This is a genomic window from Streptomyces sp. NPDC006798, from assembly GCF_040635975.1.
GTDB lineage: Bacteria > Actinomycetota > Actinomycetes > Streptomycetales > Streptomycetaceae > Streptomyces.
The window spans coordinates 16,727-30,758 of sequence record NZ_JBEYIS010000031.1 but is presented as its reverse complement, the minus strand read 5'-3'; the positions used below and the strand labels follow the sequence as shown (position 1 = coordinate 30,758).

The following is a 14,032-nucleotide window of genomic DNA, read 5'->3' as shown; positions in this document are numbered from 1 at the left end:
GTCCGGCGAGGGTACGGGGTACGGAGGGCCGGGTCGTCCCTCTTCCGCCGTGAGGCCCGGGACGGACAGCGCTGCCCATGCGACAGCGGGCGGACGGTGGCTCGTGGGCCGGAGGCCACAGCGGCGCCCGGGGGCGCCTTTCACCGACCCGAGGGGTCTCGCCCCCGTGGACCGCCCGCACGTGACCGGGATCCACGTTCGGCACGGCCGCACCGGAGATGTCGTGCGGCGGAGCGGCCTGTCCGCTCGGCTTCTTCACATGTGTGCAGATCAAGGGGTGTGGGAGGGGGCGGGTTGTCAGAAGGATGACCCGTGAGGGATCGTTGCCTGAAGGAAATGATTCCGATTGAGTTGGTGAGGTGAGGGATTCGCCCAGCGGGTCCTCGATCTTTGGTCTCCACCCGAACGCAGACCGTCCCGGACACGGAGCCGGACTTTCCATGGGGCCGTGCCCCCTACCCGGTTCTGGTAGCTGACGCGGCGGGCCTTGTCGTCGAGTGCAACGGCGCGGCACGGGCGCTTCTGCCCGCGGCCCGGCAGGGGTGCCGCATGGCCGACGTGGCACCGGACTGGCTGGCCGCGGCTCACCAGGCGATGTGTCCGGGCGGCCCGCGGGCCGCCCACGAGTCGGACGTACCGCTTTCCGGTGTGATCGAAGCGCGCCGCTTCGAGGCGCACCCCAGCATGCGGGACGACGGCATGGTGGCGTGGTGGCTGGTGGACGACACGGATCACCAGCTGGCCCGCGAGGCCCTGCACATGGAGCGGGAGCGGACCGCTTTCCTCGCGAAGGCGTCCAGCACTCTGCTCTCCTCACTCAACCTGGCGCGCTGCATGGACGTGACAGCGCAGTTGGCCGCCGAGAACCTCGCCGACGCGGCCCTGGCCATCGCGCCGACCCGCGGCCGTCGGCTCCCCGTGGTGACGTGCCTGCGTGGCGGCATCCCCGTTTCCACGCAGGCAGCGGTCGACCCCGATGAGGTGCCCGGTCTCGGTGAGGCCCTGCGCGGGTTTCCGCCGGTGCCCTCCCGGTGGATCGACCCTGCCACCGCTCCGGCCTGGATGATTCCCGAGGATTTCGGTCCCATCGGGGCGATGGTGATCACTCCGCTGCCCGGGCACGGGGTACCGGCCGGCGCGCTGGTGATGCTGCGCAAGGAGGGGAGCGCCGCCTTCACCGAAGAGGAGGAGGTCTTCGCTCGCCTGTTCGCCGCACGTTCGGGGGCGGCGATGTCGGCGGCCCGCCTGTACGCGGAGCAGACGGCCATCACCGAGGTGCTCATGCGGGAGCTGCTGCCCCCGGCTCTGCACCAGATCTCCGGCGTGGACTTCGCCGGAAGCTACCGTCCCTCGGCCGACCACGAACGCGTCGGCGGGGACTTCTACGACGTACACCGCGCCACCGTGGAGGGCGAGCCCTCGCTGGTGACGCTGGGCGATGTGTGCGGGAAAGGTCTGGAAGCCGCCGTCCTCACCGGCAAGATCCGCAACACCCTGCATGCCCTGCTGCCCTTGGCCGACGACCACCAGCGGATGCTCACCCTGCTCAACACCGCGCTGCTCAACTCCCACCACACCCGGTTCGCGACACTGGTGCTCGCCTCCGCCGCCCGCCGGGGCAACGAGGTCCAGGTACGGCTGACCAGCGCCGGCCATCCGAACCCGCTGATCATCCGCGCGGACGGGACGGTCCAGACAGCCGACACCCGCGGCACCCTGGTCGGGGTCCTGCCGGATGTCCGCGCCCGCACCGCGGTCGTCACTCTGGCCCCCGGCGAGTCCTGCATCCTCTACACCGACGGCATCACCGAGGCCAAAGGCGGCCCGCTGGGCGACACCCTCTTCGGCGAGGAACGCCTCCAGCGTGCCCTCGCCGGATGCGCCGGGATGCCGGCCGAGGGCATCGTGGAACACATCCAGATGCTCGCCTCGCAGTGGCTCGGCAGCCGTCGCCACGACGACATGGCCGTCCTCGCGATCTCCGCGCCCCGCACCCATCATCTGAGCGCGGTGAACGGCCACACCCGGGGCAGGTTCACCGCATGAGCACACATACCCCGCCCCGCCTCCCGGACAGTGAGCGCATACGGGAGCTGACCGGCGAACTGTGGACGGCTGTGGCGGCCGGCGACGAACACACCGCCACCGGCATCGTCCTGGGCGCCCTGGACGACGGCCTCGACCCCGAGGCCGTCCTGCTGGACGTCATCGCCGCGGTCCAGGGCACCGTCGGCGAGGAATGGGCCGCCAACCGCATCAGCGTCGCGCAGGAGCACGCCGCGACCTCCATCAACGAACGAGCCGTCACCGCGCTCGCCCTGCACCCCGCCGCCCGTACCCCTGTCTGCCGGGGGCGGATCACGGTGGCCTGCGTGGACGGTGAGTGGCACGCTCTGCCCGCCCGGCTGGTGGCCGAGGTGCTGAAGCTGCGCGGCTGGCAGGTCGACTACCTCGGCGCGCAGGTCCCCTCCCCGCACCTCATCGCCCACCTGCACACCACGAAGGCCGACGCGGTCGCCCTGTCCAGCTCGATCGCCACCCGGCTGCCCACGGCGCACGCGGCGATCACGGCCTGCCAGGCCGTGGGCGTTCCGGTCCTGGTCGGCGGCGCCGCGTTCGGCGCCGACGGTCGCTATGCGAAACTCCTGGGCGCCCAGGCGTGGGCTCCGGACGCCCGTGCCGCGGCCGACCGGCTCGCCGAGGCGCCGCTGGCGCGCCCGCAGGCCGACCACCAGCAGGTCGACGACCTGCCGCACCTGGCCGACCAGGAATACACGATGGTCGCCCGCAGCAGTGCCTCGCTGGTGCGGATCGCCCTCTCCGGACTTCAGGACGCCTTCCCCGCCATGCGCGGCTATGACGAGACGCGGCGCGAACGCACGGCGGAGGACCTCGCGCACATCGTGGAGTTCCTCGCCACCGCCCTCTACCTCGACGACGACGACCTCTTCACCCGCTACATCACCTGGACCGCCCGCATCCTGCGAGCCCGAGGGGCGCTCGCAGAGTCCCTTCCGCCCGCACTGAAGCTCCTCGCCCATGAGCTCGAAGACTTCCCCCGGGCCTCCCGCACCCTTCGGCGCGGTGTCGAAGCCCTGACCGCCGACCGCTCCACCGCTGGAACACACGCATGACACAGCCTTCCGCCCTTCAACTGACCACCATCGACACCGCGGACACGGTTCGCATAGAGATCACCGGAGACCTCGACTACGACACAGCCGACCTCCTCCTGGACGAGGTCACCGACGAGCTTTCGGCCCGGCCCGGCCTGAAAGAGCTTCATCTGCACTGCGCCGAGATCGGCGTCGTCGACTCCATGGGCCTGTCGATCCTGCTGATGATCGGCCGCCGCACCGCCGCGGCCGGAGCGCGTCTGCACCTGGACGACCGACCGGCGATACTGGACCGGCTCCTCGACATCACCGGTACGCTGGACTACTTCACGGTGACACCTCCCACCGGCGACGCCTCGCACCACAGCACGACACACTCCCCGCCGACCACGGGGGAGGCGCAAGCGGCCCGCCCCAGCGGACCGGACGGCACCACCTGAACCATGCCCCGCCGACCCCGGCAGGGCATCCACCCACGGGGAAGCCATGTCCGCACCCGAAGCCGCACCCGGCGGAACCCGCTCTCGGACCGCCCAGAGCGCCCATAGCATCGCCGAACTCCTCGGCGTCCTGTGGGAGCGGTCACAAGACGCCACCGCGCAGGTGACCGCGCCCGCCTCTCTTCCTCAGATGCGGCTGATGCATGTCGTCGACCGGCAGGACGGCATCAAGATGCGGACCGTCTGCCGCCTGCTGGCCTCCTCGCCCCCGAGCGTCAGCCGCATGTGCGACCGCCTCCAAGCCATCGGCTTCCTCGAACGTCTCCCCTGCCCGGACAGCGGACGTGAAGTCACCCTCCGGCTCAGCCGCGCCGGAAAAGAACACCTCCAGCGCATCCGCGAGCAGCGCGAGACCGCGCTTCACCAAGCCATCCACGACATGCCGGCGAGCAAACGGCGAGCGCTGGCACGAGGTCTCACTGAACTGGCGGTGCAGCTCGCCGCCACCGACGGCAGGCAACGCACCGAGCCCGGCGCCCACACCACGGCCTGACATCCGTCCGGTTCCCGGCGCCGGCCGGGATGACCGGTGCCGAGGCCCCGGAACTCACCGAAAAAGGGGCCCTGAGGGCAGCCGGCAGGGCCCTTGGCCCGTCGCACGCCCAAAGTCCCAGAAAAGCCCCACAGTCGCCGCGAATCTCCTCCTGGCCGGCATGGACGCGGGCCAGGAGCGGGTTAGTGAAGCTGTGGTGTGTCCGAGGCACTTCCGGAGGGGGACCGGTGGACGTTGTAGCGATCATGGAAGCGCTGGCTGAGCAGGGCGTAACCATGCTGTTCAAGGCTGATGCCGAGCTTGTCGTGGTGACCGAGCGCCTTCGCGATGACGGGGGCCGGGACCTGGAGGGCCTTGCCCCTGGACGTTGAACATGGTCTATGCGGCTCGGGCCGGGTAGTCGCTGCTGGTCGGAGGGCGTTCTCGTAGGCGATCGGGGATCGCCGGCCGAGGCGGGAGTGCCGGCGGCGGGTGTTGTGTCGAGTCAGCCAGCGGAAGGCGTGGAGTCTGGCCTCACGCTCGCTCGACCAGGCTTGCGGCCTTCGAGCGTGTCCCTCTTGAAGGCGGCGTTGGGGCTTTCCGCGGCGGCGTTGTCCGCGCTGGAGCCGATCGACGCGGTGGCAGTGGTCTTCTCAGCGGCGAAAGCTACGTGAAGCCACGGGTCTCCAGAAGCTGAACAGAAGAACTTGACAGGGAACCCGGTCATCTCCCCGAGTGCGTCGTGCGTGATGACGACGCCCGGCCGGAATCGCCAGGTGGCCAGAGCCCCGCGCCGTGCGGCGCGCCGCAACGACGGCGCGAGCCGGGACGTGGCGAAGCAGTCGGGCCACTCCCGTGCGAAGGACCTGTCCCAGGGGGCTGACCCCACCCGCCGCAGCGCGCCCCCCCGCCTGGTTCGCCGGGCGGGCCCACTCCTGATCGAGGCATGGTCTGGACCACTTCTGATCCCTGGTCCAGCTCTGGCGCACCACGGGTCCCACGGAACCGCGATGAAGCGGTGTCGCGCTGCCGAGCCCGGCCCGCGGTCGTGAGCGAGGGTGCCCGTCGGGGCTGTCGACGCTGGACGTCCATGACCGACACCCATTCCCCGGGCGCTCTGACGGTGCCTACCCCGCGCGGTGTAGCGGGGGGCGGCGGCCGCGGATTCCGCGGTACGGGGTGACACGAGCGGGTGGTGTCAGGTTGCGGCGGTGAAGGTCCAGCCGGTTTCGAAATTCTCCCAGAGGTTGAGGGTTATCGGGGTGCCGGAGACGGCGTGGGCCGCGTCGACGGGGCCGCCGCCTCCCCTCGCGCCGTGGACACGTAGGCGTGTACCGGTTGAGCCGGTGGGATGCGGCTCGGCGGGCCTGGCCGGTTCGAATGTGTTGCCCCTGGAGCCCGGGTAGCCCATGACCCAGGACTGCTGTTGGGTCTGTGAGCTGGGATTCACCCGGACTTGCTGGCTGATGGTGTTGTCCGGCTGGAGGGCGAGCGCCAGGCCGCTGTGGACGTTGATGATGTTGAAGAACGTGTACACGGTTCCGGCGTGGTGGATCTCGAAGCGCCACCGCTGGTTCGCGCCGTTGTTACGGGTGTAGAGGATGGGAGTGGTGCCCGCCGTGGTGGAGAAACGGGGCATGTCCCACACCAGATTCGGATGGGACGCCAGGGAAATGTAGAGCTCACCGTCCGGGGCCTCGAACGTCGCGTCAAGATCCTTGAACCGAGCCATGTGCCCTCCCGCGTACGGTCCCGCCGTCTGGACGGGACAGCGGACCGCCCCGCGATTCCGGGGCGGAAGGATGTGCGCCGGACACAGTAGGGACCCCGCCCCGGCGTCGAACAGAGCGCCATTCAGGCCACCCACGCCCCACGCCGGTCGTATGCAGCGGGTGGCGAGTGCCGGCTGCTGTTCGGACGGGGCACACAGGGTGCCCTGATCAGCGAGCAGCGTCTGGCCGGCCCGGACCGGCTCAGCACCACCGTGCCGAAGCCGCGCAATGTCCGCCGGCTGGCTCACAGCGACTCCGGGCCGGTGCTGTCCCGCCCCGGAGAGGCCCTCCAGAGCCTGTTCTCCCGGGACGACGACGTGGAGCGCTACGACTGGGAGCAGGGACGCGCGCTGAGCGAGGGGCCGTGGGCGGCGCTCGGGAACCGGGGGACCGCGCTCCCGGCCGACTGGCGCTCGCGGATCGACGCCCTGTTACCGGCCCCGACGCGGCGGGCGGAGCGCGGCAGACGTACTTCCTCAAGGGCGTGCTGTCCCGGAGACCGCTTCCCGCCGGACCGTATGCGTCTCGTACGGCTGCTGCTCGTGGAGGGTGCGCCAGCGCCGGTTGCCTGCGGTCAGTTCTCGGAGGGCCGCATCGGGCGCGGTGGGCCGGGGGCCGTCGAGCGTACGAGGATTGACCGATGCGGCCGGACTTCGTCGGGGCCCGGGCGAGCCGGATCACCGGCAACGGTGTGGTCCTCGGTCACGGGCGGCTTGCCGGGAGCATGCGGTACGACCGGGCTCTGGTGTGGGCGCCCGACGGCACTGTCCGCGACGCCGAGCTCGGGCGGGGATACGACGTCAACCGGGCGGGGACCGCGGTGGAGGCTTCGCTGAAGAACAACCCGAACGGCTACCCGGCCCGCTGGAACGCGGTCACTACCCGGACAGTGCTCGCCAATCCGGCGGAAGCGGCCGGGGAGGTACTGTCGATCAACAACCAGGGTACGGCCGTCGGGTATGTGTGGCCGCCGGCCCGGCAACCCCGCTTTGGACAAGGCCCTGTTGTGGAAGTCTGAGGTACGGCCGTCCCGCTGCCGCCTTCGTCTCTCGGTCCCTACGCCGCGGCGTTCGGGATCAACGACGCCGGAGTGAGCGCCGGATTCGCCGTCGGCACCGATGGCGCCGGTAACGCGACGACCTGGCGTGCGACCGTCTGGAAGCGCTGACGCCCGCCGTCTTCTTGACGGGAGCCCCGGTAGGGGGCGGGTGAGGAATACTCCTTGAGGTCCCCGGCCTCGTGGTAGGCGAGGGTGCCAACCGTTCGCCCCTGCTCGCGCGGGAATCGACCCGGTTCTCTTTCGATCCGCCTCCACGACGGGTACCAGGTCCCGCGGCTCCGGCAGGGGTATTGACCGGCTCCCCACTTGCGAGAGCCGGAAGCCCCTGGCCGGATGCGGGAGTGCGGACGGGAGGGGGTGCGGTGGGTTGGTCAGGCGGGTACGAAGGTGAACGTGTCGTTCCGGGCCCCGCTGCCGGGGACGTTGCAGGGCAGTTGGATGATGTCGGCGCCGTCAGCGGTGGTGGCGTTGCGGACGTGGAGGCAGAAGCTGTTGTGGTTCAGGGGGGCGATCTGCGATCCGCCCCAGGGGTGGTAGCCGTGGAGGTCGAACGCCTCGTTGTAGACGGCCTGGCAGGGGTACTGGATGATCCTCTTGTAGGGGAGCGGTGAGCCTCCTTCGACGTTCCAGCATTTGCCGGCGCCGGTCACGAAGCGGAACCGCTGGGGGTGGTTGGGGTCGGTGAACTGCTGGAGGGTGACGCGCTGGGCGGCGCTGCCGTCGCAGGTCTGCTGCACGATCAGGACACCGTCCGAGGTGCTGCCGTCCTGGGGCGCGAAGCACTTCCCGGAGTGGAGCGCGCGGATGGTGTAGGCGCCGGGGGCAACCCCCGCAACTGCCTTGCTCTGCGCGGGCGTGGCGGTGGCGGGCGCGGTGGCTCCCACGCCGGCGAGGGCGACCGACACGAGGCCGAAGACGGCGGACCGGAGGATGAGGGAACGAGACAAGGGCACACTCTCCACAAGGGACGATGAGGGTCAACTGCGGCAGGTCCGGGAATCAGGTGAACCCGGCATTCCACTACGCGGATATGAAGTATGACGAGCGAACCCTCTGTGGAGACGGGCGCGGAACGGCCCCTTTCGAGTGGACGCGGAACACCCGTACGACAGACACCCGCGCCATCGCGCACCCGCGCCGCCCGTCGTCTGTCCCGGAACCGGCGAGGCTCCGAGCCGCAGCGCCAGGAGCGCAGATGCCCGCGATCAACAAGTGCCAGGGATAGTGGAAGCCGCCAGTCGGGCCTCGTCGGCACCAGGGCACCGGGACAACAGCCGGGAACGCTCCCACTCCGCACACCTCTCCGCCGGCCCGCCGGCCGCTGCTCCGTGCTGTGCCCCTGCGACGGGTCTGGGTAGCCGGGGGTGTCGTGGGTTGTCCGCGCGGGCGTGGCCATGCGCGGGTGCATCGGCCCGGGCCGGGCGGGGGTTTCCCTCGTGCGGGTGGTTTGAGCGAGTGCGTGGCCGGTGCGGGGTGCTGCCGGGTGGAGAGTTGTGGGTATCAGTCGCTTTTCTGAAAGGCGTACTTCCGGTGAGCGTGTTCGAGCAGGTCGGCGCTGTGTCGGCGCGCCCATCTCTTCTGTCGTTGACGGGGATGAAGACCGCGGCATGAGGTGCGGGGCCGTGCGTGCGGTTGGCGCGAGCGGATTCCGTGGCCGGCCGGTGGGCGGTGAAGTGCCCGATGCGGAGGGTCGTGGATTGCGGGGTGTGGCGTGTTCCGTCACCCCCGGACAGGGGCGTGTCCCGTCCGGGAGACGCGGCTGGACAGGGGGGAAGGGGAGTGGGTATGAGGTTGTCGAGGGGTTGGCCGGGGCGGGTGGTTCCGGCTGTGGTGGCGGTGTTACTGGCCGCCGGCCTGACGGGTACGGCATCAGCGGCATCGCCACCGGAACCGCCGCTGGAGCGGGCGTCGTCGCCGGTTGCGCGGATCACGGGCGGGACGGGCGCGCCCGTGGGTGTGTCCCCGGACGAGGAGCCGCCGCGACCTCCTGGGACGCAGGTCGTGGGCGGGTCGGACGCTCCTGACGGCGCGTACCCGTATCAGGTCTCGCTACAGGCCAGGTATTCCACTGGGTGGTACCACATCTGCGGCGGGTCGATCATCGGCGCCCGGTGGGTGCTGACCGCGGCCCACTGCCTGGAGTCGACAGCCGGCGATCTGCGGGTGTACGCCGGGGCGAACAACCTGCCTCTTCAATACCTCGGCGAATTCCGGAATGTGCAGGAAACGATCCGTCACGAGGGCTACAACGGTTCCGCCGCCGGGCTGCCGAACGACATCGCGCTCCTGAAGCTGAGTGAACCGTATTACTTCACCCCGAAGATCCAGCCGATCGCACTCCCTGACCTCCCCGATCTCCTCGGTGGCAGCGCGATCCTGACCGGCTGGGGACGGACCACGGCGGGCGGCCCGAGGGCGGACATCCTCCAGCACGCCACGGTCAGCGTCCTGCCCGTCGCCAGCTGCCGGCTGCGCTGGCCGGATGGGAACCTGAGCCTGGTCAACCATCTGTGCACCTTCGACCGCGGTTCGGGTATCTCCGCGTGCCAGGGCGACAGCGGGGGCCCGCTGGCCCGGAACGGCAGGGTGATCGGCATCGTCAGCTGGGGCGTCTCCAACTGCAGCGGCAACTACCCGTCCGTCTACACCAACACCGGCGCGTACCGGTCCTGGATCAACGCCAAAACCGGCATCTGACCAGAACAGGAACCCCGAGGAGGAGCACCGCTCCCGCCCCGGCCCACCGTGATCCGCCCGGGGCCGGGCCTGCTCGCGAGGGACACCGAGTCCGGTCCGCGGAACGCCGAACCCACCGCCGCGTCACACGGCCGGGACCGGCGTCCCCCTCCGCGGGCCGCCGTTCCCTTGAGGGGGCTTCGTATGTACGGCACTCACGACGACGGCCGCCCCGTTCGGGGGCGGCCGTCGCTGCCGTGGCGGGAAATCACTCGCGCCGGTGGTGTCGGACGCCGTCCGCGTCGTCGATCTCCTGCGGGCGTTCGCGGACAGTCCGGAACTTCCCCGAGCGGGGGAGTGGTCCCCGCTTCCCCCGCGCGCCTGCGGGCGGGGCCGGGGCTCTGCCGACGGGGCGGCCACGCTCCCCCTCCCGCCGGTCAGGCGGGGTGGAAGAGGAAGGTGTCGTTCTTCGCCCCCGCGCCCCAGGAGTTGTGGGGGGCGTACTGGATGAGGTGGGTGTCGTCGGCGGTGCTCGCGTTGTATACGTGGAGGACGCGCCAGCGGTCGCGGTCGGTCCAGCCGCCGGTGCCGGTGCGCAGGACGCTCCCGGTCCAGGGGTGCTGGTCGTCGTGCGGGGTGAACCACTGGTTCCACCGGCCGTGGCAGGTGTGCTGGATGATCGGGGTGTAGGAGTCCTTGCTGTCGCCCTGGACGTCCCAGCACTTCCCGGACGCGGTTCTGAACAGGAAGGTGTTCGGCTCGTATCCGCCGGTCGCGACAAGGGTGACCCGCTGGGAGGGACGCCCGTCGCAGGGCTGCTGCACGATCAGAGCGCCGTCCGCGGCGCTGTTGCCCCGGGGGCCGAGGCATTTGCCCGAGTGCAGCACGCTCACCGTGTACGTACCCGCTCGCACGGCGGTCTCGGCTGCGGCCGTCGGCACCATGCCCGGTCCGAGGGCGGTCAGGGCGGCCAGGACGACCGCTGCCCTGAACACGGGTCGGGCAGTGGCGGACATGCGGTTCATGTCTTGCTCCTATGACAGTGGGGGCGGCGAAGAAGGGCCGCACGGCCCTGTGCCGCGGAGCCGGGGGGAAGTCCTGACGGCGGCCCTGTCAGAAGGCGACGATGAAGGGAGTCGGGCCACCGATGATGATCGGGCGGATCGCATCGGCGTCGCTCATGGGCGCTCCGCGGGAGCGGTTGTGGCGGGCGCGGACGCTGTGGGGTGGTCGGGTCTGTGGTGTGGTGGGGCGTTGGGGGTGTCCGGGGTGTGGTGTTCTTCGAGTTGCTGTACGCGTCGGGACAGTTCCTGTACCGCGGCGATGAGTACGCCCTGGGCGTCGACGGTGTCGATGGTGGTGTCGCGTTTGCCGTAGCCGAAGGCGGCGTGCCAGTCCTGGGCCATGGGGCCGATGTGGAGGCTGTCGGGGTCCCAGTCGTAGCGCCATTCGCTGATGGGGAGTTCGTCGAGGAGGGCGAGGATCTGTGCCCGGGTGAGGGGTTCGGTTCGCTCGGTCCTCGGGGGGCGGGGTCCGAAGAACGTCGAGACGATGCCGCGGACGTTGGCGATGATGCGCATGAACACTCCTGCCGGCGGGCGGTGACAGGCCGCCCACCGGCGGCAAGAGGGGCGTCGGTGTCAGGAGATGGGCGTGATGCCGTGCTTCACCCCACGATTCGAGGCGAGTCCGACGAGAATCGGGCTGACGCCGAGGGCGATGACAGTCTCGATCCAGCTCATGGGCGGCTCTCCGTTCTCTTTCTACTTTTGCTGTGCTTGCACGAACGGCTCACGGTAGGCGGCGCGCGGTCCGGCGGAGGGCGCGGTGCGACAAGAGTTCGCCCGGTCGGGTGAATCCGCAGGCGTTCACCTCCGGAGGCTCCTTGGTCAGTGGCACGGAGGCCGGGCTGGGGCTTCTCCTTCCTCTCGTTGGCCGTCGGCAGCAGCGTCCCTCAGGGGTGGTTCGGCGGACGTGGGCGGCCTACGGGGCGAGTGTCGGACCAGGCAAGGCAGCCCGCTTGCTTGTCTGACGGCGTCTTCACGGCCCCGGTGGCGCGGATGCCGCGGGCGCTCACGCCACCATGGCTCCCGGACGCGGGCACCGCCGCATCAGGCGAGCCGGTCGCCTTCAGCGGGTCGGCGGCGACGCCGTTCACGATCCGTTCGGTAACCGGAGCCGGTGGCCGTGCGCCACGGCGAACCGCGCGATCTTCGACAGCCCGATCACCCGCCCGGCGGGCCGGTATCCGGCGCTCACGGTGAGGGTCATGGGCTGGAGGTAGTGCTCGCACAGGGAGTTCACGGTGATCCCGGAGACGATGACGAGCTCGTCCCCGCCTACGGTCGCGGACTCGTGAGCCGTTCGGCTAGCCGGCGGGGGCCCGGAAACGCCCCAGGGGCCCCAAAGTCCCAGAGAAGTCCCACAGACGCCGCCGCACCCCCACTTGACCTACGTTTCAGCAGGTCAAGTGGGGGTGCGGCGGCGCCCATATGTCAAATGTCGCGGAAGATCTCGATCTGCGCGCCCACCGAGTTCAGCCGCTCGGCCAACTCCTCGTAGCCGCGGTTGATGACGTAGACGTTCCGCAGTACGGAGGTGCCCTCGGCGGCCATCATCGCGAGCAGGACCACCACCGCGGGGCGCAGGGCGGGCGGGCACATCATCTCGGCGGCGCGCCAGCGGGTGGGTCCCTCGACCAGGACGCGGTGGGGGTCGAGGAGCTGGAGCCGGCCGCCGAGGCGGTTGAGGTCGGTGAGGTAGATCGCCCGGTTGTCGTAGACCCAGTCGTGGATCAGGGTCTGGCCCTGGGCCGTCGCCGCGATCGCGGCGAAGAACGGGACGTTGTCGATGTTCAGGCCGGGGAACGGCATCGGGTGGATCTTGTCGATGGGCGCCTCCAGTTTGGAGGGGCGTACCGTCAGGTCGACCAGGCGGGTGCGGCCGTTGTCCGCCGTGTACTCGGTGGAGCGGTCGTGGTCGAGGCCCATCTCCTCCAGGACCGCCAGCTCGATCTCCAGGAACTCGATCGGGACCCGGCGGATCGTCAGCTCGGACTCGGTGACCACGGCGGCGGCCAGCAGGCTCATCGCCTCGACCGGGTCCTCGGAGGGGGAGTAGTCGACGTCCACGTCGATGGTGGGGACGCCGTGCACGGTGAGGGTCGTGGTGCCGATGCCCTCGACCTCGACGCCGAGCGCCTCCAGGAAGAAGCAGAGGTCCTGGACCATGTAGTTGGAGGAGGCGTTGCGGATGACCGTGACGCCGTCGTGGCGGGCGGCGGCCAGCAGCGCGTTCTCGGTCACCGTGTCGCCGCGTTCGGTCAGGACGATGGGCCGTCCGGCGGTGGCGGGGCGTTCGACCCGGGCGTGGTAGAGGCCCTCGGTCGCGGTGATGTCGAGCCCGAAGCGGCGGAGCGCGATCATATGCGGCTCGATGGTGCGGGTGCCCAGATCGCAGCCGCCCGCGTACGGCAGCCGGAAGTTGTCCACCCGGTGCAGCAGCGGCCCGAGGAACATGATGATCGAACGGGTCCGGCGGGCGGCGTCGGCGTCGATGGCGTCCAGGTCCAGCCGGGCCGGGGGCACGATCTCGAGATCCATGCCCTCGTTGATCCAGCGGGTCCGGACACCGATCGAGTTGAGGACCTCCAGAAGCCGGTAGACCTCCTCGATCCGGGCGACCCGGCGCAGCACCGTACGGCCCTTGTTGAGGAGGGAGCCGCAGAGCAGGGCGACACAGGCGTTCTTGCTCGTCTTGACGTCGATCGCGCCGGAGAGGCGCCGTCCGCCGACCACACGCAGATGCATGGGGCCCGCGTACCCCAGGGAGACGATTTCACTGTCGAGCGCTTCGCCGATGCGCGCGATCATCTCAAGGCTGATGTTCTGGTTACCGCGTTCAATGCGATTGACCGCACTCTGGCTGGTGCCGAGCGCTTCGGCGAGTTGGCTCTGTGTCCAGCCGCGATGCTGTCGGGCGTCACGGATGAGCCTGCCGATGCGTACGAGGTAGTCGTCTGCCATGCGGTAGAGGTTATCTCAGATATGAGATGAGGCGCGCGTTGGGGGTGTCAACCGGGTGAGCCCTACGCGCCGCGTCCGCCGCGCTTCTGACGCTCCGTCGGCGGCGGCGTCGCGGCAACCCGGGCGGACCGTTCGGGTGGTCCCGGACTTCTGCCCCTTGCCGGACAGGCTATTCCCGGCCGGATCGAAGGGGAAGAATTCCGCCATCCGGGAGCAGGGGAGGGTGTCACCTTTTGTTCGAGTGATCCCGATAAGTCGAAGGGGAGGGGCGAGGGAGTCATCCTCATATGGCGGAGCCTGTCGGATTTATCCCTAGGGGCATGGAGGGGCGGGGCATGCCGGATGTCACGTACCGGATGCCGCGTAGGGGTGGTGTTCCGGGTGCCGCCGTACGCCCCGGGGCGGGGCGTG

The 14,032-nt window shown here is 70.2% G+C and carries 13 protein-coding genes and 1 pseudogene; 7 read left to right on the top strand and 7 right to left on the bottom strand.

Annotated features, from left to right (window positions below; translation table 11 throughout):
- Nucleotides 1-549 precede the first annotated feature (549 nt).
- From ABZ714_RS21435 to ABZ714_RS21415, 5 genes are all read left to right on the top strand, one after another.
- Nucleotides 550-2,046, top strand: coding sequence for a SpoIIE family protein phosphatase (locus ABZ714_RS21435; RefSeq protein WP_358826870.1), 1,497 nt, complete (start codon nucleotides 550-552; stop codon nucleotides 2,044-2,046).
- Nucleotides 2,043-3,134: a cobalamin-dependent protein gene (locus ABZ714_RS21430; RefSeq protein ID WP_358826869.1), complete on the top strand. Its 1,092-nt coding sequence runs from the start codon at nucleotides 2,043-2,045 to the stop codon at nucleotides 3,132-3,134. The genes ABZ714_RS21435 and ABZ714_RS21430 overlap by 4 nt, the downstream gene beginning before the upstream one ends.
- Entirely contained in the window at nucleotides 3,131-3,556 is a 426-nt protein-coding gene (locus tag ABZ714_RS21425) for an STAS domain-containing protein (RefSeq protein WP_358826868.1), read from the top strand. The genes ABZ714_RS21430 and ABZ714_RS21425 overlap by 4 nt, the downstream gene beginning before the upstream one ends.
- Nucleotides 3,557-3,602: 46 nt before the next feature.
- Entirely contained in the window at nucleotides 3,603-4,109 is a 507-nt protein-coding gene (locus ABZ714_RS21420) for a MarR family transcriptional regulator (protein ID WP_358826867.1), read from the top strand.
- A gap of 227 nt (nucleotides 4,110-4,336) precedes the next feature.
- Nucleotides 4,337-4,480, top strand: a complete 144-nt coding sequence (locus tag ABZ714_RS21415) for a hypothetical protein (RefSeq protein WP_358826913.1) — start codon at nucleotides 4,337-4,339, stop codon at nucleotides 4,478-4,480.
- A gap of 51 nt (nucleotides 4,481-4,531) precedes the next feature.
- On the opposite strand, the pseudogene ABZ714_RS21410 reads toward ABZ714_RS21415, so the two are convergent.
- A pseudogene (locus ABZ714_RS21410) lies at nucleotides 4,532-4,722 on the bottom strand (integrase core domain-containing protein); the annotation flags it as partial.
- Nucleotides 4,723-5,286: 564 nt separating this feature from the next.
- Nucleotides 5,287-5,820, bottom strand: a complete 534-nt coding sequence (locus ABZ714_RS21405; protein WP_358826866.1) for an RICIN domain-containing protein — start codon at nucleotides 5,818-5,820, stop codon at nucleotides 5,287-5,289.
- Between the two features lie 680 nt (nucleotides 5,821-6,500).
- On the opposite strand from ABZ714_RS21405, the gene ABZ714_RS21400 reads away from it, so the two are divergent.
- The gene (locus ABZ714_RS21400; protein WP_358826865.1) at nucleotides 6,501-6,878 is read left to right on the top strand and encodes a hypothetical protein; all 378 of its coding nucleotides are present in this window, start codon (nucleotides 6,501-6,503) and stop codon (nucleotides 6,876-6,878) included.
- A gap of 413 nt (nucleotides 6,879-7,291) precedes the next feature.
- Here the strand turns inward: ABZ714_RS21400 and ABZ714_RS21395 are convergent, their stop codons facing one another.
- Complete coding sequence (locus ABZ714_RS21395; protein ID WP_358826864.1) at nucleotides 7,292-7,867, bottom strand: RICIN domain-containing protein; 576 nt, start codon at nucleotides 7,865-7,867, stop codon at nucleotides 7,292-7,294.
- Between the two features lie 733 nt (nucleotides 7,868-8,600).
- Between ABZ714_RS21395 and ABZ714_RS21390 the strand changes: the two genes are divergently transcribed.
- Nucleotides 8,601-9,617, top strand: a complete 1,017-nt coding sequence (locus ABZ714_RS21390; protein ID WP_358826863.1) for a serine protease — start codon at nucleotides 8,601-8,603, stop codon at nucleotides 9,615-9,617.
- A gap of 416 nt (nucleotides 9,618-10,033) precedes the next feature.
- Here ABZ714_RS21390 and ABZ714_RS21385 read toward each other — a convergent pair whose 3' ends face one another.
- The 4 genes from ABZ714_RS21385 to ABZ714_RS21370 all read right to left on the bottom strand — a co-directional run bounded on the left by ABZ714_RS21385 (nucleotide 10,034) and on the right by ABZ714_RS21370 (nucleotide 13,621).
- The gene (locus ABZ714_RS21385; RefSeq protein WP_358826862.1) at nucleotides 10,034-10,621 is read right to left on the bottom strand and encodes an RICIN domain-containing protein; all 588 of its coding nucleotides are present in this window, start codon (nucleotides 10,619-10,621) and stop codon (nucleotides 10,034-10,036) included.
- Nucleotides 10,622-10,774: 153 nt separating this feature from the next.
- Nucleotides 10,775-11,176: a tail fiber domain-containing protein gene (locus tag ABZ714_RS21380; protein ID WP_358826861.1), complete on the bottom strand. Its 402-nt coding sequence runs from the start codon at nucleotides 11,174-11,176 to the stop codon at nucleotides 10,775-10,777.
- A 574-nt stretch (nucleotides 11,177-11,750) separates the two neighbouring features.
- On the bottom strand, nucleotides 11,751-12,011 hold the full coding sequence (locus tag ABZ714_RS21375; protein ID WP_358826908.1) for a GTP cyclohydrolase I: 261 nt from the start codon (nucleotides 12,009-12,011) through the stop codon (nucleotides 11,751-11,753).
- A gap of 80 nt (nucleotides 12,012-12,091) precedes the next feature.
- A complete protein-coding gene (locus ABZ714_RS21370; RefSeq protein ID WP_358826860.1) occupies nucleotides 12,092-13,621 on the bottom strand; it encodes a UDP-N-acetylglucosamine 1-carboxyvinyltransferase in 1,530 nt (509 codons plus the stop codon).
- Nucleotides 13,622-14,032: the final 411 nt, after the last annotated feature.

Coding starts and splice junctions, on each gene's coding strand:
- ABZ714_RS21435 (WP_358826870.1), top strand. CDS start 550: ATGGCCGACGTGGCACCGGACTGGCTGGCCGCGGCTCACCAGGCGATG.
- ABZ714_RS21430 (WP_358826869.1), top strand. CDS start 2,043: ATGAGCACACATACCCCGCCCCGCCTCCCGGACAGTGAGCGCATACGG.
- ABZ714_RS21425 (WP_358826868.1), top strand. CDS start 3,131: ATGACACAGCCTTCCGCCCTTCAACTGACCACCATCGACACCGCGGAC.
- ABZ714_RS21420 (WP_358826867.1), top strand. CDS start 3,603: ATGTCCGCACCCGAAGCCGCACCCGGCGGAACCCGCTCTCGGACCGCC.
- ABZ714_RS21405 (WP_358826866.1), bottom strand. CDS start 5,820: ATGGCTCGGTTCAAGGATCTTGACGCGACGTTCGAGGCCCCGGACGGT.
- ABZ714_RS21400 (WP_358826865.1), top strand. CDS start 6,501: ATGCGGCCGGACTTCGTCGGGGCCCGGGCGAGCCGGATCACCGGCAAC.
- ABZ714_RS21390 (WP_358826863.1), top strand. CDS start 8,601: ATGCGGAGGGTCGTGGATTGCGGGGTGTGGCGTGTTCCGTCACCCCCG.
- ABZ714_RS21385 (WP_358826862.1), bottom strand. CDS start 10,621: ATGAACCGCATGTCCGCCACTGCCCGACCCGTGTTCAGGGCAGCGGTC.
- ABZ714_RS21380 (WP_358826861.1), bottom strand. CDS start 11,176: ATGCGCATCATCGCCAACGTCCGCGGCATCGTCTCGACGTTCTTCGGA.
- ABZ714_RS21370 (WP_358826860.1), bottom strand. CDS start 13,621: ATGGCAGACGACTACCTCGTACGCATCGGCAGGCTCATCCGTGACGCC.